15 protein-coding genes are annotated in these 17,374 nt (G+C 60.8%); 5 read left to right on the top strand and 10 right to left on the bottom strand.

Annotated elements, in window-relative coordinates; genetic code table 11:
- The first annotated feature begins 30 nt into the window (after positions 1-30).
- Together J3P97_RS05845 and J3P97_RS05840 are read left to right on the top strand one after the other, a co-directional pair.
- Complete coding sequence (locus J3P97_RS05845) at positions 31-1,179, top strand: efflux RND transporter periplasmic adaptor subunit (RefSeq protein WP_434673667.1); 1,149 nt, start codon at positions 31-33, stop codon at positions 1,177-1,179.
- Between the two features lie 13 nt (positions 1,180-1,192).
- Entirely contained in the window at positions 1,193-4,219 is a 3,027-nt protein-coding gene (locus J3P97_RS05840) for a multidrug efflux RND transporter permease subunit (RefSeq protein ID WP_434569586.1), read from the top strand.
- Positions 4,220-4,388: 169 nt separating this feature from the next.
- Here the strand turns inward: J3P97_RS05840 and J3P97_RS05835 are convergent, their stop codons facing one another.
- The 5 genes from J3P97_RS05835 to colR form a co-directional block, all read right to left on the bottom strand.
- The gene (locus tag J3P97_RS05835) at positions 4,389-4,616 is read right to left on the bottom strand and encodes a hypothetical protein (RefSeq protein WP_305496339.1); all 228 of its coding nucleotides are present in this window, start codon (positions 4,614-4,616) and stop codon (positions 4,389-4,391) included.
- The gene (locus tag J3P97_RS05830; RefSeq protein ID WP_434673666.1) at positions 4,613-5,326 is read right to left on the bottom strand and encodes a lipopolysaccharide kinase InaA family protein; all 714 of its coding nucleotides are present in this window, start codon (positions 5,324-5,326) and stop codon (positions 4,613-4,615) included. The genes J3P97_RS05835 and J3P97_RS05830 overlap by 4 nt, the downstream gene beginning before the upstream one ends.
- A gap of 5 nt (positions 5,327-5,331) precedes the next feature.
- Positions 5,332-6,000 carry a class I SAM-dependent methyltransferase gene (locus tag J3P97_RS05825; RefSeq protein ID WP_434569588.1) on the bottom strand — a complete coding sequence of 223 codons (669 nt, stop codon included), beginning with the start codon at positions 5,998-6,000 and terminating at the stop codon, positions 5,332-5,334.
- Between the two features lie 123 nt (positions 6,001-6,123).
- Positions 6,124-7,401, bottom strand: coding sequence for a sensor histidine kinase (locus J3P97_RS05820; RefSeq protein ID WP_305496342.1), 1,278 nt, complete (start codon positions 7,399-7,401; stop codon positions 6,124-6,126).
- Positions 7,391-8,074, bottom strand: a complete 684-nt coding sequence (gene colR / locus J3P97_RS05815) for a two-component system response regulator ColR (protein WP_030142512.1) — start codon at positions 8,072-8,074, stop codon at positions 7,391-7,393. Before colR ends, J3P97_RS05820 begins: the two co-directional genes overlap by 11 nt.
- Before the next feature lie 320 nt (positions 8,075-8,394).
- Here colR and J3P97_RS05810 point away from each other — a divergent pair, with 320 nt between their 5' ends.
- On the top strand, positions 8,395-9,138 hold the full coding sequence (locus J3P97_RS05810; RefSeq protein ID WP_434673665.1) for a phosphatase PAP2 family protein: 744 nt from the start codon (positions 8,395-8,397) through the stop codon (positions 9,136-9,138).
- A 185-nt stretch (positions 9,139-9,323) separates the two neighbouring features.
- Here J3P97_RS05810 and groL read toward each other — a convergent pair whose 3' ends face one another.
- From groL to J3P97_RS05790, 4 genes are all read right to left on the bottom strand, one after another.
- A complete protein-coding gene (gene groL / locus J3P97_RS05805; RefSeq protein WP_434673664.1) occupies positions 9,324-10,967 on the bottom strand; it encodes a chaperonin GroEL in 1,644 nt (547 codons plus the stop codon).
- A 53-nt stretch (positions 10,968-11,020) separates the two neighbouring features.
- Positions 11,021-11,314, bottom strand: coding sequence for a co-chaperone GroES (locus J3P97_RS05800; RefSeq protein ID WP_003204913.1), 294 nt, complete (start codon positions 11,312-11,314; stop codon positions 11,021-11,023).
- Positions 11,315-11,575: 261 nt separating this feature from the next.
- The gene (locus J3P97_RS05795) at positions 11,576-12,052 is read right to left on the bottom strand and encodes an FxsA family protein (protein ID WP_434602980.1); all 477 of its coding nucleotides are present in this window, start codon (positions 12,050-12,052) and stop codon (positions 11,576-11,578) included.
- A gap of 66 nt (positions 12,053-12,118) precedes the next feature.
- Positions 12,119-12,850 carry a HugZ family protein gene (locus J3P97_RS05790; RefSeq protein ID WP_434569591.1) on the bottom strand — a complete coding sequence of 244 codons (732 nt, stop codon included), beginning with the start codon at positions 12,848-12,850 and terminating at the stop codon, positions 12,119-12,121.
- A gap of 150 nt (positions 12,851-13,000) precedes the next feature.
- Between J3P97_RS05790 and J3P97_RS05785 the strand changes: the two genes are divergently transcribed.
- Positions 13,001-13,759: an SDR family oxidoreductase gene (locus tag J3P97_RS05785; protein ID WP_434673663.1), complete on the top strand. Its 759-nt coding sequence runs from the start codon at positions 13,001-13,003 to the stop codon at positions 13,757-13,759.
- 160 nt (positions 13,760-13,919) lie between these two features.
- On the opposite strand, the gene apbC is transcribed toward J3P97_RS05785, so the two are convergent.
- Positions 13,920-15,014 (bottom strand): iron-sulfur cluster carrier protein ApbC, encoded by a 1,095-nt coding sequence (gene apbC, locus J3P97_RS05780; RefSeq protein WP_434602977.1) that lies wholly within the window; start codon positions 15,012-15,014, stop codon positions 13,920-13,922.
- A gap of 311 nt (positions 15,015-15,325) precedes the next feature.
- Here apbC and metG point away from each other — a divergent pair, with 311 nt between their 5' ends.
- Positions 15,326-17,371, top strand: a complete 2,046-nt coding sequence (gene metG, locus J3P97_RS05775) for a methionine--tRNA ligase (RefSeq protein WP_434602976.1) — start codon at positions 15,326-15,328, stop codon at positions 17,369-17,371.
- The last annotated feature ends 3 nt before the right edge of the window (positions 17,372-17,374 follow it).

Here is a 17,374-nt window from a genome sequence, read left to right as displayed (position 1 = left end):
TCTCTCGGCTATTTTCCAAGGAAGTGGAACATGCTGCGACGCCGCATGCTGATCATGTTGGGTGTTGTCCTGTTGGTGGTACTGGCGCTGGCGGGCTACAAGGCCTATTCCGTCTATCAGCAGATCCAGATGTTCTCTGCGCCCAAACCTGCGGTCAGCGTCGCCGTGGCCAAGGCCGTCGAACAGCCATGGCAAGCCCGCCTGCCCACTGTCGGCAGCCTCAAGGCGTTGCAAGGCGTCGACCTGAGCCTGGAAATCGCCGGCACCGTGCAAAAGGTCCAGTTCGAATCCGGCCAGAAGGTCAAGGCCGGGCAACCGATCCTGCAACTGGACAGCGAAGTCGAAAGCGCCCTGCTGGAAACTGCCCAGGCCGACCTTGGCCTGTCGCAACTGGATTTCGGCCGTGGCCGACAACTGGTGGGCAGCCAGGCAATTTCCAAGGGCGAGTTCGACCGGCTTTCGGCCCAATTGAAGAAGAACCAGGCCACGGTCAACCAGCTCAAGGCTTCGCTGGCGAAAAAACACATCGTCGCGCCGTTCAGCGGCACCATCGGCATCCGCCAGGTGGATGTCGGCGACTACCTCGCCAGCGGCACGGTGATCGCGACCCTGCAGGACCTCAGCAGCCTGTACGTCGACTTCTACGTTCCTGAACAGACGGTGCCCCGGCTGACGGTTGCCCAGCCAGTCAACGTCAGCGTCTCGGCCTATCCCGGCCAGACCTTCGTTGGCACCATCAGCGCAATCAACCCCAAGGTCGAGGACAGCACCCGTAATGTGCTCGTGCGCGCCACGCTCGCCAACCCCGACGGCAAGCTGTTGCCCGGCATGTTCGCCAACCTGAACGTCATCCTGCCGGACGTCGCTGTCGGTATCGTCGTGCCGGAGAGCGCCGTGACCTACACCCTCTATGGCAATTCCATGTACGTGGTCACTCAGAAAAAAACCGCCGATGGCAGTGTCGAGAAGGATGACAAGGGCCAGCCGATCCTGATTGCCGAACGGCGCTTTGTCGAAACCGGTGAGCGCCGTGACGGGCAGGTCCTGGTGACCAAGGGCGTGCAGCGCGGCGAAGAAGTAGTGATTGCCGGCCAGATCAAGCTCGACAACGGTACGCCCATCGCCATCAGCGACGACAAGACCCTGACCGAACAGAACAGCCCACCGCGCGCGGACTGATCAAGGAACCCCCATGGCCTTTACCGATCCGTTCATCCGCCGCCCGGTGCTTGCCACCGTGGTCAGCCTGTTGATCGTGCTGCTGGGCTTCCAGGCCTGGAGCAAGCTGCCCCTGCGCCAGTATCCACAGATGGAAAATGCCCTGATCACGGTGACCACCGCCTACCCCGGGGCCAACGCCGAGACCATCCAGGGTTACATCACCCAACCGATGCAGCAAAGCCTGGCCAGTGCCGAGGGCATCGACTACATGACTTCGGTCAGCCGCCAGAATTTCTCGGTCATATCGGTTTACGCGCGCATCGGTTCGAACAGCGACCGGCTCTTTACCGAACTGCTGGCCAAGGCCAACGAGGTGAAGAACCAACTGCCCCAGGACGCCGAGGACCCGGTCCTCAGCCGCGAGGCAGCCGATGCCTCGGCGCTGATGTACATCAGTTTCTTCAGCAAGGAGCTGAACAACCCACAGATCACCGATTATCTGTCGCGCGTCATCCAGCCCAAACTGGCAACGCTGCCGGGCATGGCCGAGGCCGAGATCCTCGGCAACCAGGTGTTTGCCATGCGCCTGTGGCTGGACCCGGTCAAGCTCGCAGGCTTCGGCCTGACCGCCGCCGACGTGACCAACGCCGTGCGCCAGCACAACTTTCTCTCCGCTGCTGGTGAAGTGAAAGGCGAGTACGTGGTCACCAGCATCAACGCCAACACCGAACTCAAATCCGCCGAGGCATTCGCCGGCATCCCGCTCAAGACTGACGGTGACAGCCGCGTGTTGCTGCGGGACGTGGCGCGGGTGGAGATGGGCGCCGAAAACTACGACACCATCAGCTCTTTCGGTGGTACCCCTTCGGTGTACATCGGGATCAAGGCAACCCCTGGGGCCAACCCCCTCGATGTCATCAAGGAAGTGCGCAAGATCATGCCGGAAATGGAGGCCCAGCTGCCGTCCAACCTCAAGGCCGAGATCGCCTACGATGCCACGCTGTTCATCCAGGCCTCCATCGACGAAGTGGTGAAGACCCTGTTCGAGGCGGTGCTGATCGTCATCGTCGTGGTGTTCCTGTTCCTCGGCGCCCTGCGCTCGGTGCTCATTCCGGTAGTGACTATTCCGCTGTCGATGATCGGCGTGATGTTCTTCATGCAGTTGATGGGCTACTCCATGAACCTGCTGACGCTGCTGGCCATGGTATTAGCCATCGGCCTGGTGGTGGACGACGCCATCGTGGTGGTGGAAAACATCCACCGGCACATCGAGGAAGGCAAGACACCGTTCGACGCCGCGATTGAAGGCGCGCGGGAAATCGCCATGCCGGTGGTCTCGATGACCATCACGCTGGCGGCGGTGTATGCACCGATCGGCCTGCTCGAAGGCCTGACGGGGGCGCTGTTCAAGGAGTTCGCCCTGACCCTGGCCGGCGCGGTGGTGATCTCTGGAATCGTCGCCCTGACCCTCTCCCCAATGATGTGCGCGATGCTGCTGCGTCATGACCAGAACCCCTCGGGGCTGGCCCATCGGCTGGACGTGATCTTCGAGCGCCTGAAGGCCCGTTATCAGCGCATGCTTCACGGCACGCTCAACACTCGGCCGGTGGTGCTGGTATTCGCCGTGCTCGTGCTGTTGCTGATTCCGGTGCTGATCATGTTCACCAAATCCGAACTGGCGCCCGACGAGGACCAGGGCATCATCTTCATGATGGCCAACGCCCCGAAGACCACCAACCTGGACTACCTGAACGCTTACACCGATCACTTCATCACGATCTTCAAGGAATTCCCCGAGTACTACTCTTCGTTCCAGATCAACGGCTACAACGGCGTACAGTCGGGCATCGGCGGCTTCCTGCTCAAGCCCTGGAACGAACGCAGCCGCACCCAGATGGAAATCCTCCCGGAAGTCCAGGCCAGGCTGGAAAGCGTGCCCGGCCTGCAGATCTTCGGCTTCAACCTGCCCTCGCTGCCCGGCACGGGCGAAGGCTTGCCCTTCGAATTCGTCATCAACTCGCCGAAGGACTACACGACGCTCCTGCAGATTGCCGAACGGGTCAAGAAGCGTGCGCTGGAGTCCGGCAAGTTCGCCTTCATGGACATCGACCTTGCGTTCGACAAGCCTGAAGTCGTAGTGGACATCGATCGCGCCAAAGCCGCCCAGATGGGCGTCTCGATGCAAGATCTCGGCGGCACGCTGGCGACACTGCTGGGCGAGGCGGAGATCAACCGCTTCACGCTGGAGGGGCGTAGCTACAAGGTCATCGCCCAGGTCGAGCGGCCATTCCGGGACAATCCGGACTGGCTGAACAATTATTACGTAAAGAACGCCCAGGGCGAGTCGCTTCCGTTGTCGACGCTGATCAAGGTCAGCGACCAGGCACGACCGCGGCAACTGAACCAGTTCCAGCAGCTCAATGCTGTCACGATCTCGGGCTTTCCCACGGTAAGCATGGGCGAGGCCATCGAGACGGTTCGCCAGATAGCCCTTGAAGAAGCGCCGACAGGGTTCGCCTTTGATTACGCCGGAGCTTCGCGTCAGTTCGTCCAGGAAGGCAGCGCGTTATGGGTCACCTTTGGCCTGGCCCTGGCAATCATTTTCCTGGTGCTGGCGGCGCAGTTCGAAAGCTTCCGCGACCCGCTGGTGATCCTGGTGACGGTGCCGTTGTCCATTTGCGGCGCACTGATTCCGCTGTTCCTCGGCTGGTCGAGCATGAACATCTACACCCAGGTGGGGCTGGTGACCCTGATCGGCCTGATCAGCAAGCATGGCATCCTGATCGTCGAATTCGCCAACCAGCTGCGCAAGGAGCAAGGCTTGAGTCCGCGAGACGCAGTGGAACAGGCCGCATCGATTCGCCTGCGTCCGGTGCTGATGACCACTGCCGCCATGGTGTTTGGCATGGTGCCGTTGATCCTCGCCACCGGTGCCGGCGCAGTGAGCCGCTTCGACATCGGCACGGTCATCGCCACCGGCATGTCGATCGGCACCTTGTTCACGTTGTTCGTGCTGCCGTGTGTCTACACCTTGCTGGCCAAGCCGGACAAAGCCTGAGGGCATGAGGGTCGGGGTCCCGTGGCGAGGGAGCTTGCTCCCGCTGGACCGCGAAGCGGTCCCGACTGGATTCCGGATCAGGCTATTCGTCGTATGGATGACGACTGCTTCGCAGCCGAGCGGGAGCAAGCTCCCTCGCCACAGCCCCCGTGTTTCGGCTTCCTGACACTCAACTCTGCGGTCGCATGCCCTGGGACAGACTGAACATGAACAGCAACAGGTCGTCGTCCGGCTGGATCGCCTCGCTGGCCTTGGCCACCCGAGGCACCGGGCAATGTGCGCCGACAGTGGAGGCACTGAGGATCTGCGAGCGTGGCTGCTCCCACACCACCAGCGCCAGGGATGCAACTGCCAGGGCTCCGACTAAAAACAAACCTCTAGCAATTTCTAGTTTCATCGGGATAAACCTTTGATAGCGCTGCCAAACGCCGCCTCGTAAAAATAGACGAGTTTTCCCCAGTCGCAATCCTGGAACGACGAATGGCGCCGCAACTGGTTCATGTCATGGAACGCCGCGCGGCGTGCGGTCAGCCGTTGGCGACATTTCTCAAGATCGAGTAACGCCACTTCGGCCTTGGCCGACTCGCCCTCTCCGGTTACTCGTACGAATACATGCTTGATGTAGAGGCAACTGTGCTGCCAGCGTCCCTTGTGCATGCGGGCGAGGTTCTCGGCCAGGGCCTGGAGGAGACGATCATGGACCGCCTCGCCATGACGCTCGCGGCCGCCTGCGGCATACCAGTGCCCGATTTCCTCGAAGCCGTCCAGAGCGCGGGTGACCAGCAGCGCGCGCCACTTGTGGACCGGGTCTCTCTGCGCGCCGCAAAAGACCACTTGGGGTACCGTGACGCCGAGTTCCGCCAGGGCCAACAGCGCTCGCTCTTCACGCAACACGGTCGGACGGCCGAACGGGTGCAACAGACTACGGTAAATGTGTCCGGTCTGGCGCTTGGAATAAAACAGCTCGCCATCATGGCTGATCCGCTGCACACCGCTTTCGCCGCCACGCCGGGTATTGGGCGCTTCCACCCACTCGCCACGCTGATTCCAGATCTGGTCAAAGCAACTACGAGAAGCCGCCTGGGCTCCTGCTACCTGTACAACCATGCCTGCTACCCCTTGCGTAATACATAAACTCGCCACATGGCATAGAGCGGCAGGAAATCCAACTGTTCCTCAATGCGAAACCCGGCCTGCCGAAACTCTTCTTCGACTGTAGCGACCGGTAACACAAATCGGTTCTGGTAGTCTTTCTGCCCACGGGTGCGCTCCAGGCGCTTGCGTTTCCAGGCCTTGAAATTGCCGTCGACCCACAATGAAACGATTACGCTGTCACGGGTGACACGCTCGAATTCCCTCAATATCGCCAGTCGGTGCGCGGGTTCGCCGATGTGGTGCAAGAGGCGCATGCAAAAAATGCTGTCGACGGCGTTATCAGGCAAGGCGATGTCGAACGCAGATGTGTGCAAAGGTTGTACCCGTTTTACGACATCGGCTGGTTGTGCCTTCAATGCCGTCTGGAGCATGGCGGTGGAATTGTCCGCGCCGATGATCACCCGGCCGGCTTTCTCGGCCAGCAGCGGCCAGAAACGCCCGGCTCCGCACGGCAGGTCCAGGACCAGGCCCGGGTCGCCCGCGAGCATCAAGGCGCGCCGGGCCAGTTGTTCGTCCCGATGGTGGGAAAGACGGCGGCTCAGCCCCGTCTTGTGTTTGCGCAGGTACTGCTGGGCATGTCGCTCGTCGTACTTGGCGGAAAAAGCTAGCTTGATGGGATTGGACATCGATGGCGCCTCCAGAGTTGATGGCGCCACCTTAGGGATCGGCTTGTAGCTGCCAGGTCATCCCTTTGTGAAAACTTCGTCATGTAAACGGCTGAATGTTTTCAAGATTTTTCGCCGCCGATCTCAGGACTTCGGGTTCAACTCCACCTCGAAACGGCATCCGTTGGGTTCCATCGTGCTGAGGCTCACGGTCCAGCCCTGGTCCTCGCAGATCCGCTGCACCAGTGACAGCCCCAGCCCCAGTCCCTCGCCACGCTTTTCGTTACCGCGCACGAACGGCTCGAACATCGCCTCGCGCTTCTCCTCGGGAATGCCTACGCCGCTGTCCTCGACGACAAATCCCGTGGCGGTCAGCGAGACGCGGATAAAGCCCTGATCGGTGTAGTGCAAGGCGTTACGCAGCAGATTTCCCATGACGGCAGTCAGGAACGTGGCGTTGTACTGCGTATCGGTGGTTTGCCCTGGTTCGAAAATCAAAGTCAGGCCCTTGGATTCGATCGGCGCACGCCACACCCCAAGGAGGTTTTCCGCGACCTGCCCCAGCGTCGAGCGAGGCGACATGCCGTTGTCCTCGCGTTGGGCCCTGGCAAGCATCAGGAAGGTCTGCACCAGTTCGCGCATTTCTTCGCTGGCGCGGTTGATGCGCTCGACCTGGGTGCGACCACGCTGGTCCAGCGCCGGATTCTCCAGCAACAATTCGCAGGAGGTGGCGAGGATCATCAACGGCGTGCGCAGTTCGTGACTCACGTCGCTGGTGAACAACCGTTCCCGGGTCAGGGCCTGGCGCAACCGGCCCAGCGTGGCATCGAACGCCACGGCCAGCTCGCCCACCTCATCAGCGGCATAATCCGGCGCCAATGGCGGGGCGAGCCCGAGCAACTGGTCGCGATGCCGTACCTGCCGGGCCAGACGTACCACCGGCGCCATCACCCGGCGTGCCAGGACCCAGCCCAGGAACACCGCGAGCGCCAGACTGAGGACGAAGCCCACCAGCACCACGGCAAACAGCACCCGCTCGCGCTCCTCAAAATCGCTCTGGTCCTGCAACAGCACGTAATGCCGACCGTCAACAATCTCTACCATCGCGTGATAGGACAGCTGTTCGCGAAAGACTTCGTGAAAGCCACGTTGCAGGTGACGAAGGTCCCTGGGCAACTCGAAGTCCCCCGGGCCGCCGCTGAAATAGAACAGCTGGTCGGGTTCCGGACGATGACTCCAGTCGGAAACGCTGTCCATCAACAGCAGGCGTTGCAGGTCGCCTCCGAGCCCGGCGGAAATCAGTTTTTCTTCCACCAGATGGACCGTTGCCACGATGCCCAGTGCAAACGCTCCCGCCACCAATGCGCTCATCAGCGCAAAAGCGATGATGATCCGTTGCGCAAGGCTTTGCTTAAACTCCATCTCGGCCCTCGGCCAACCGGTAGCCGACGCCGTGCACAGTGTGCAGCAACGGTTTTTCAAACGGTTTGTCGATCACCTGGCGCAATTGGTGGACATGGCTGCGCAGGCTGTCGCTATCCGGGCAATCATCGCCCCACAAGGCTTCCTCAAGGATCTCGCGCCGCAGCACGTGGGGGCTTTTCTGCATCAGTACCGCCAGCAACTTGAGGCCCACGGGGTTGAGCTTGAGCAGTTTGCCTTCCCGGGTCACTTCCAACGTATCGAGGTCGTAGCTCAGGTCGCCGACTTGCAACGCGCGTCGGCCACCGCCCTGGGCACGCCGCATGACCGCTTCGATCCGCGCCGCCAGCTCCGACAAGGCAAAGGGCTTGACCAGATAATCATCCGCCCCGGATTTGAAACCCTGCAAACGATCATCCAACTGGTCCCGCGCGGTGAGCATGATCACCGGTGTATCGCGCCGGGCGTCTTCGCGCAGGCGCTTGCACAGCGTATAGCCGTCGATGCCCGGCAGCATGATATCCAGCACAATCAAGTCGTAGTGTTCGGTCGCGGCCAGGTGCAGCCCTGACAAACCGTCCTGTGCGCAATCGACCGTGTAGCCCTTGAGGCCCAGGTAGTCGGCCAGGTTGGCCAGGATGTCACGGTTGTCTTCAACCAACAGAATTCGCATGGGCATCTCCTCTGCGCACGGGGCAATCGTCGTGGCCCGCGCAGCTTAAGGCCAAGCGTGGCTTACGGCTAGGGTTGTATACGCAGTGCGAGTCACTGTGGGAGCGAGCCTGCTCGCGAAGGCGGTGGAACAGCCGCCATCCAGGTTGAATGTGCCGCCCCTTCGCGAGCAGGCTCGCTCCCACGAAGGTCAAGAGCCCTCAGCAGCGGGGCTGCGCGGGTGTTGACGAGTTTTTCACCCAACCTTCACACCGCCCGAACGCAACGCAGACCAGACTGTGCAACGCGCTGATCACGAAAACTCCCATCAAAGGTACTGCCATGGTTTCCACTGCCGTCCGCCCCGCTTCCAGGCCCCTGAATCTATGGGTCGCCCTGGGCCTGCCCGCCGTGGTCGCAGCCATTCTGGTGTTGCTGGAACTGACCACCCTGGACATGAACGTGGCCAAGCTGTTTTACGATCCGACGGCGGGTGGGTTTATCGGTCGACACAGTTTTTTCCTGGAAGACATCCTGCATGACCGGGCCAAACAACTGGTCATCGGGTTTTCCGTGCTGGCGGTCGTGGGGTTTGTCGCCTCGTTTTTTATCGCTCGGCTCAAGCCGTACAAACGTGAGCTGGGTTGCCTGGTCCTGTCGCTGGCATTGGCGACTGCGTTTGTCACGCCTTTGAAGGCAGTGACGGCAGTGCAATGCCCATGGAGTCTCAAGGAGTTCGGTGGCAAGGAAACCTACAGTGAGCTACTGAGCCCACGCCCGGCTACCGACAAGCCCGGCAGATGCTGGCCCGGCGGGCATGCCGCCACCGGCTTCACGCTGTTCGCGTTGTTTTTCGTACTGCGTGACCGTCGCCCACGCCTCGCACGCCAGGCGCTGGTGTTCGCCTTTGCCCTGGGCACTGTGTTTTCCGTGGGACGCATGATGCAAGGAGCGCACTTTTTCTCCCACAACGTCTGGACAGCGGTGTTCTGCTGGCTGATTTGCCTCGGGTGTTATTACTGCGTTCTGTACCGACCAGTTTCCACACCTGAACGTATGAGCGTCACCCGCTCCGTCAATGCCTGAACATAATTTTCAATGTGGGAGCGAGCCTGCTCGCGATAGCGTCGGATCAGCAACATCAATGTTGATTGTTATACCGCTTTCGCGAGCAGGCTCGCTCCCACAGAGTTTGGTGCCGTTATTCAGGGCAATAAAAAACCCCGCCTGCTTTCACAGGCGGGGTTTTTCGCTACAGGGGTAAGGCTGGCTTACATCATGCCGCCCATGCTACCCATGCCGCCCATGTCTGGCATGCCGCCGCCAGCTGGAGCGTCGTCCTTGATTTCAGCGATCATCGCCTCGGTGGTGATCATCAGGCTGGCAATCGACGAAGCCGCTTGCAGAGCCGAACGAGTCACTTTGGCCGGGTCCAGGATACCCATTTCGATCATGTCGCCGTATTCGCCGGTGGCAGCGTTGTAACCGTAGTTACCCGAACCCTGCTTGACCTTGTCGACCACTACGCTTGGCTCGTCGCCGGAGTTGGCAACGATCTGGCGCAGAGGTGCTTCAACAGCGCGACGCAGCAACTGGATGCCAACGTTCTGGTCATCGTTGTCGCCTTTCAGCTCGCTGATGGCTTGCAGGGCACGAACCAGTGCCACGCCGCCGCCAGGCACCACGCCTTCTTCGACGGCTGCGCGGGTTGCGTGCAGGGCGTCTTCAACGCGGGCTTTCTTCTCTTTCATTTCAACTTCGGAACCGGCGCCAACCTTGATCACCGCAACACCGCCAGACAGCTTGGCCAGACGCTCTTGCAGTTTTTCGCGGTCGTAGTCGGACGAAGTCTCGGCCACTTGTGCGCGGATCTGGGTGACACGAGCCTGGATATCGGCATCGTTGCCAGCACCGTCGATCACGGTGGTGTTTTCCTTGGACAGGATCACGCGCTTGGCGTTACCCAGGTGCTCCAGGGTGGTGCTTTCCAGGCTCAGGCCGATCTCTTCGGAGATAACGGTACCGCCGGTCAGTACGGCGATGTCCTGCAGCATGGCCTTGCGACGGTCGCCGAAGCCTGGAGCCTTGACGGCTGCAACCTTGACGATGCCACGCATGTTGTTCACGACCAGGGTCGCCAGGGCTTCGCCTTCGACATCTTCAGCCACGATCAGCAGAGGGCGGCCGGCTTTGGCAACGGCTTCCAGCACTGGCAGCATTTCGCGGATGTTGGAGATCTTCTTATCGACCAGCAGGATCAGCGGGCTGTCCAGCTCGGCAACCATGGTGTCCGGCTTGTTGACGAAGTATGGCGACAGGTAGCCACGGTCGAACTGCATGCCTTCTACAACCGACAGTTCGTTTTCCAGGCCCGAGCCTTCTTCAACGGTGATCACGCCTTCCTTGCCGACTTTTTCCATGGCTTCGGCAATGATGTCGCCGATGGAGTTGTCGGAGTTGGCGGAGATGGTACCTACCTGGGCGATAGCCTTGGAGTCAGCGCAAGGCTTGGCCAGACCCTTCAGTTCCTTGACGATGGCGATGGTCGCCTTGTCGATGCCGCGCTTGAGGTCCATCGGGTTCATGCCGGCAGCGACGGCTTTCAGGCCTTCGTTGACGATCGACTGAGCCAATACGGTCGCGGTGGTGGTACCGTCGCCGGCGTCATCGTTGGCACGGGAGGCAACGTCCTTGACCAGCTGCGCGCCCATGTTTTCGAAGCGATCTTTCAGCTCGATTTCCTTGGCTACGGAAACGCCGTCCTTGGTGATGGTCGGAGCGCCGAAGCTCTTCTCGATGATCACGTTACGGCCTTTCGGGCCGAGGGTCGCTTTTACTGCGTCAGCCAGGACGTTGACACCGGCGAGCATTTTCTTGCGGGCGGAATCGCCGAATTTAACTTCTTTAGCAGCCATGATCGATATTCCTTAAATACTTTGTAGTAGTAGCGGGAAAATGAGCGGGGAAATCAGCCTTCGAGAACGGCGAGGATTTCGTTCTCGCTCATTACCAACAGGTCTTCGCCGTCGACTTTCACAGTGTTGCTGCCGGAGTAAGGGCCGAACACAACCTTGTCACCCACTTTCACGGCCAGCGCACGTACTTCACCGTTTTCCAGAGCCTTGCCCGGACCTACAGCGAGAACTTCACCGTGGTTGGCTTTTTCAGCAGCCGAACCTGGCAGGACGATACCGCCAGCGGTTTTCTTCTCTTCTTCGCTGCGACGGATGACGACGCGGTCATGCAGAGGACGAAGCTTCATTGTCGATCTCTCCTAATTTTGGTTTTCATCGGCCGGTGTAGTCCCGGCGGGTTTAACAAAAGCCGGCGGAGCCGGGGTGCGGTTCGTCAAGCGAACCGCGGAAGTCTGTCCGGTGTCGCCACCGGAAACCTTGCGGTGACCCATACATAAGGGCGTGCAAGTCGATTACAAGGGTCGAGGGTGAAATTTTTTACTGAACGAGCGCTAAAACGAACACGGCACCCGAAGGTGCCGTGTCGCTGGCTACCGTGTCACTGAAAGCTACTTGGGATCGCGGTGTTCGAATTCGCCTTCGATCACGTTGGGCTCACGGCCCACCGGTTCGCGCGGGGTCGGACCGCCACGGGGCTGGAGGTCATCGGCGAAAGCCCGCTGGCGCATCGCCTGTTCTTCGGCGCGCTGGCGCATCTTGTTGGCCAGCAACCGGCGCGTGAAGGGCAGCAGCAAGACCAGGCCCAGCACGTCGCTGATGAAGCCAGGCAGGATCAACAGACCACCACCCAGCGCGAGCATCAGGCCTTCGAGCATGGTCTGGGCGGGCAGTTCGCCACGGGTCAGGCTTTCACGGGCACGCAGTGCCGTGGCCAGGCCGGCGATGCGCAGCACGAACACGCCGAGCATCGAGCCGAGAATGACCAGCAGCAACGCCGGGAAGAACCCGATCGCACCGCTGACCTTGACGAATACGAACAGCTCCAACACCGGGAACAGCAGAAAGAGCAATAAAAAAGGGCGCATCAAATGGTTCCTCAACGCAAGAATGCCTTGCTATGAAAACCTAAATGACGTCGCCCTTTCGTGAATTCAAGCATCAACCTCGGCATTTTTTGGCCATTGCTCGGCGTGAGCCAAGTAAACCAAGGCTTCGCGCACTTGTGTCGGGGTATTGCAAGGCCCCGCAAACGGCAACCAGTGCAGGCCTTGCCCAATGCGCAGGTGCATGCCTTCGCTGTCGATACCGACCAATCGCGCGGGTTGGTTTTTTGGCAGGCCACTCAATTCGACGTAGTGGGCGATGGCTTTGGCATGGTCGGCATTCATGTGTTCGACCATGCCCGCCTCGGCTTTGCCGGCAAAGGGATTGGCCAGGGTGATCTGGTCGATCCAGTGAATCGCGCCGAAGCCGCCGATATAACGATGGCGCACCGGGTGGAGAACCCAGAAATCGAAATCGTGGGCCTTATGGTAGTTCTGCGATTCGGGGAAATAGCGGTAATAACGCTCGGCGGCGGCCTCGATGGCGGCGCTGTCCTCCAGCTTCTGCGCCTCGGCCAGATAGGTCAGGCGCCCGACGGCCTGAACATCCTCGGCGCCCCGCTCTCCCACCAGCATTGAGCATTTAGGGTCTTTTTGCAGATTGTGGGTGTGCTGGGCGATGCGGCTGATGAGTATCAGCGGCAGGCCTTGCGCGTCCAGGCAATACGGCACAACGGAGCCGAACGGAAAGCCGGGCATCGATTTGGAATGGGTGGAGAGCATGCCCCGATATTCCTTGAGCAGCAGTTCGCGGGCATGCTTGGCAGCTTCAACGCTCAATTTATGACTCCTTTAATAAAATTCGTCTAGAAAACGGTCGGTTGAGTGGAGTAATGTTCTGACGCACCTTCGGGCCTGTTTGCTCGCGCAGCCGCGCTGCAAATCGAGACGCGCCCAACCCCTCCACCGCTGCGCCACCTGGACATGAGAATGCAACTCACTGACAAAGTAATCATTATCACCGGCGGTTGCCAGGGCCTGGGTCGCTCCATGGCCGAGTATTTCGCCGGCAAGGGTGCAAAGCTCGCGCTGGTGGACCTCAATCAGGAAAAACTCGACGAGGCGGTCGCCGCCTGCGCCGCCAAGGGCGTCGAGGCGCGTGCGTACCTGTGCAACGTGGCCAATGAAGATCAGGTGATCGACATGGTTGCCCGGGTGGCCGAGGACTTCGGCGCGATCCACGGGCTGATCAACAATGCCGGTATCCTGCGCGACGGCCTGCTGCTCAAGGTCAAGGACGGTGAAATGACCAGGATGAGTCTGGCCCAGTGGCAGGCGGTGATCGACGTCAACCTCACCGGTGTATTCCTGTGCACCCGCGAAGTGGCGGCAAAAATGGTCGAGCTGAAGAACAACGGCGCGATCATCAATATTTCCTCGATCTCCCGCGCCGGCAATGTCGGCCAGACCAACTATTCGGCGGCCAAGGCCGGCGTCGCGGCCGCTACCGTGACCTGGGCCAAGGAACTGGCGCGCTACGGCATCCGCGTGGCGGGGATTGCTCCGGGCTTCATCGAAACCGAAATGACCCTGGGCATGAAACCCGAAGCCCTCGAAAAAATGACCTCGGGAATTCCGCTCAAGCGCATGGGCAAGCCCGAAGAGATTGCGCACTCGGCGGCGTATATCTTCGAGAACGACTACTACACCGGGCGGATCCTGGAGATGGATGGCGGGTTGCGGATCTAAACCCCATCGCATAACAAAATGGACTGACCCAAAAATGTGGGAGCGAGCTTGCTCGCGATGGCGTCGGGTCAGTTTGCATCAATGTTGAATGTAAGACCGCTATCGTCGGATCGCCGCCCGGAGCAAGCTCGCTCCCACAATGGGATGTGTTACCGCTTATTCAATCATCGCTGATAGTAATGTTCGGCATCGCCGGCGACGCAGCCTCCTGCAACACGATCCGCGCGCCCACGTGGCGGGCCAGCTCCTGATAGACCATGGCGATCTGGCTGTCCGGCTCGGCGATGACGGTCGGCTTGCCGCCGTCGGCCTGCTCGCGGATCACCATCGACAGCGGCAACGAAGCCAGCAACTCGACACCGTACTGGGTCGCCAGTTTTTCACCGCCGCCTTCACCGAACAGATGCTCGGCGTGTCCACAGTTCGAGCAGATGTGCACGGCCATGTTTTCCACCACGCCCAGTACCGGGATGTTCACCTTGCGGAACATCTCCACACCCTTGCGCGCATCCAGCAGGGCCAGGTCCTGGGGCGTGGTAACGATCACCGCGCCGGCCACCGGGACTTTCTGCGCGAGGGTCAGCTGGATGTCGCCAGTTCCCGGCGGCATGTCGATCACCAGGTAATCCAGGTCGCCCCAGGCGGTTTGCGTGACCAGTTGCAGCAAGGCGCCGGAGACCATCGGCCCGCGCCAGACCATTGGTGTGTTGTCATCGGTGAGGAAGGCCATGGACATGACCTCCACGCCATGGGATTGCAGCGGTACGAACCACTTCTGGTCCTTGACCTGCGGTCGGGTGCCTTCGGCGATGCCGAACATGATGCCTTGGCTCGGACCGTAGATATCCGCGTCGAGGATACCGACCTTCGCCCCTTCGCGAGCCAGGGCCAGCGCCAGGTTGGCGGCGGTGGTGGACTTGCCTACGCCGCCCTTGCCCGAGGCCACGGCGATGACGTTCTTGACGTTCGCCAAGCCCGGCACCTGGGCTTGGGCCTTGTGGGCGGAAATCACGCTGGTGACCTGGACTTTGGCGCTCGCCACGCCGTCCAGGCCTTCGACCGCCATCTGCAGCATTTGCGCCCAACCATTCTTGAACAGATCGGCGGCATAACCGATCTCCAGTTCGACGCTGACACGATCGCCTTGGATATCGATGGCTCGCACGCATCCGGCGCTGACCGGATCCTGGCTCAGGTAGGGGTCGGTGTACTGGCGAAGGACGGCTTCCACCGCTGCGCGATTGACGGCGCTCATGGGCAACTCCGATAACAAGACTTGAAAACAGGCCGCTATCCTACGCCGCACGCTCTCGCGTGGCGACCCGATTAAAAGCGACGACCGCTCTTGTGGCGAGGGACCTTGCTCCCGCTCGGCTGCGCAGCAGTCGCAATGAAGCCGACGCTGTCGACCAGCAAGGGCATAGAACCATTTTTGGGGCGGCTTCGCCCCCCGGCGGGAGCAAGCTCCCTCGCCACGGATTCGGCGGGAAACAGGCCCGCGGGGTGAAATATATTTCCCGGCGCTTTATAGTGGCCGACCTCCGTTTCATCAAGTAGCCGAGCCCCATGTCCGAGCCACGCAAGATTCTCGTCACCAGCGCCCTGCCCTATGCCAATGGTTCGATTCACCTTGGCCATATGCTGGAATACATCCAGACCGATATGTGGACGCGCTTTCAGAAGCATCGCGGCAACCAGTGCATCTACGTCTGCGCCGACGACGCCCACGGTTCGGCCATCATGTTGCGCGCGGAAAAGGAAGGCATCACCCCGGAACAACTGATCGCCAATGTCCAGGCTGAACACAGCGCCGACTTTGCCGAGTTCCTGGTGGACTTCGACAACTTCCACTCCACTCACGCCGAAGAAAACCGTGAGCTGTCGAGCCAGATCTACCTGAAGCTGCGTGACGCCGGGCATATCGCCACCCGTTCGGTCACCCAATATTTCGACCCGGAAAAGAAAATGTTCCTGGCCGACCGCTTCATCAAGGGCACCTGCCCCAAATGCGGCACCGAAGACCAGTACGGCGACAACTGCGAAAAATGCGGCGCCACCTACGCACCGACCGACCTGAAAGACCCGAAATCGGCGATTTCCGGCGCGACGCCGGTACTCAGGGATTCCCAGCACTTCTTCTTCAAGCTGCCGGATTTCCAGGAGATGCTGCAGACCTGGACCCGCAGCGGCACGCTGCACGACGCGGTGGCCAACAAGCTCGCCGAATGGCTCGACTCCGGTTTGCAGGAATGGGACATCTCCCGCGATGCGCCGTATTTCGGCTTCGAAATTCCTGGCGAGCCCGGCAAATACTTCTATGTATGGCTGGACGCGCCCATCGGCTACATGGCGAGCTTCAAGAACCTTTGCGATCGCACCCCGGAGCTGGACTTCGACGCGTTCTGGGCCAAGGACTCCATGGCCGAGGTGTATCACTTCATCGGCAAGGACATCGTCAATTTCCACGCGCTGTTCTGGCCCGCCATGCTCGAAGGCGCCGGTTTCCGCAAGCCGACCGGCATCAATGTCCACGGCTACCTGACCGTCAACGGCCAGAAGATGTCCAAGTCCCGTGGCACCTTCATCAAGGCGCGGACGTACCTGGATCACCTGTCGCCGGAATACCTGCGCTACTACTACGCGGCCAAGCTCGGCCGTGGCGTCGACGACCTCGACCTGAACCTCGAGGACTTCGTGCAGAAGGTCAACTCCGACCTGGTGGGCAAGGTCGTCAACATCGCCAGCCGTTGCGCCGGGTTCATCCACAAGGGCAACGCCGGCGTGCTGGTGGCGGGTAACGCCGCGCCGGAACTCACCGACGCTTTCCTGGCTGCCGCGCCAAGCATCGCCGAGGCCTACGAGAGCCGCGACTTTGCCCGCGCCATGCGTGAAATCATGGCCCTGGCCGACCGCGCCAACGCCTGGATCGCCGACAAGGCCCCATGGTCGCTGGCCAAGCAGGACGGCAAGCAGGACGAAGTCCAGGCCATCTGCGCCTTGGGCATCAATCTGTTCCGCCAGTTGGTGATTTTCCTCAAGCCGGTGCTGCCGTTGCTGGCCGCCGATGCCGAAGCGTTCCTGAACGTTGCGCCGCTGACCTGGAACGACCACCAGACCCTGCTGAGCAACCATCAACTGAACGCGTTCAAGCCGTTGATGACCCGCATCGACCCGGCCAAGGTCCAGGCCATGATCGACGCGTCCAAGGAAGACCTGGCCGCCAGCCAGACCGACACCGGTGCCCCTGCTGGCAACGGCGAGCTGACCAAGGACCCGCTGTCGCCGGAAATCGATTTCGATGCCTTCGCCGCCATCGACCTGCGCGTGGCGCTGATCGTCAAGGCTGAAGCCGTGGAAGGCGCCGACAAACTGTTGCGCCTGACCCTGGACATCGGCGATGAGCAGCGCAACGTGTTCTCCGGCATCAAGAGCGCCTACCCGGATCCGGCCAAGCTCGAGGGCCGGCTGACGATGATGATCGCCAACCTCAAGCCACGCAAAATGCGCTTTGGCATATCCGAAGGCATGGTCATGGCGGCCGGTCCTGGCGGCGAAGAAATCTACCTGCTGAGCCCCGACAGCGGCGCCAAGCCGGGTCAGCGGATCAAATAACGC

The sequence above is a fragment of the Pseudomonas sp. R1-15 genome, assembly GCF_051132085.1.
Lineage (GTDB): Bacteria > Pseudomonadota > Gammaproteobacteria > Pseudomonadales > Pseudomonadaceae > Aquipseudomonas.
This window is presented reverse-complemented; position numbering and strand designations above follow the sequence as displayed.

Coding starts and splice junctions, on each gene's coding strand:
- J3P97_RS05820 (WP_305496342.1), bottom strand. CDS start 7,401: ATGGAGTTTAAGCAAAGCCTTGCGCAACGGATCATCATCGCTTTTGCG.
- metG (WP_434602976.1), top strand. CDS start 15,326: ATGTCCGAGCCACGCAAGATTCTCGTCACCAGCGCCCTGCCCTATGCC.
- J3P97_RS05845 (WP_434673667.1), top strand. CDS start 31: ATGCTGCGACGCCGCATGCTGATCATGTTGGGTGTTGTCCTGTTGGTG.
- J3P97_RS05840 (WP_434569586.1), top strand. CDS start 1,193: ATGGCCTTTACCGATCCGTTCATCCGCCGCCCGGTGCTTGCCACCGTG.
- J3P97_RS05785 (WP_434673663.1), top strand. CDS start 13,001: ATGCAACTCACTGACAAAGTAATCATTATCACCGGCGGTTGCCAGGGC.
- colR (WP_030142512.1), bottom strand. CDS start 8,074: ATGCGAATTCTGTTGGTTGAAGACAACCGTGACATCCTGGCCAACCTG.
- J3P97_RS05830 (WP_434673666.1), bottom strand. CDS start 5,326: ATGGTTGTACAGGTAGCAGGAGCCCAGGCGGCTTCTCGTAGTTGCTTT.
- J3P97_RS05795 (WP_434602980.1), bottom strand. CDS start 12,052: ATGCGCCCTTTTTTATTGCTCTTTCTGCTGTTCCCGGTGTTGGAGCTG.
- J3P97_RS05825 (WP_434569588.1), bottom strand. CDS start 6,000: ATGTCCAATCCCATCAAGCTAGCTTTTTCCGCCAAGTACGACGAGCGA.
- groL (WP_434673664.1), bottom strand. CDS start 10,967: ATGGCTGCTAAAGAAGTTAAATTCGGCGATTCCGCCCGCAAGAAAATG.
- apbC (WP_434602977.1), bottom strand. CDS start 15,014: ATGAGCGCCGTCAATCGCGCAGCGGTGGAAGCCGTCCTTCGCCAGTAC.
- J3P97_RS05810 (WP_434673665.1), top strand. CDS start 8,395: ATGGTTTCCACTGCCGTCCGCCCCGCTTCCAGGCCCCTGAATCTATGG.
- J3P97_RS05800 (WP_003204913.1), bottom strand. CDS start 11,314: ATGAAGCTTCGTCCTCTGCATGACCGCGTCGTCATCCGTCGCAGCGAA.
- J3P97_RS05835 (WP_305496339.1), bottom strand. CDS start 4,616: ATGAAACTAGAAATTGCTAGAGGTTTGTTTTTAGTCGGAGCCCTGGCA.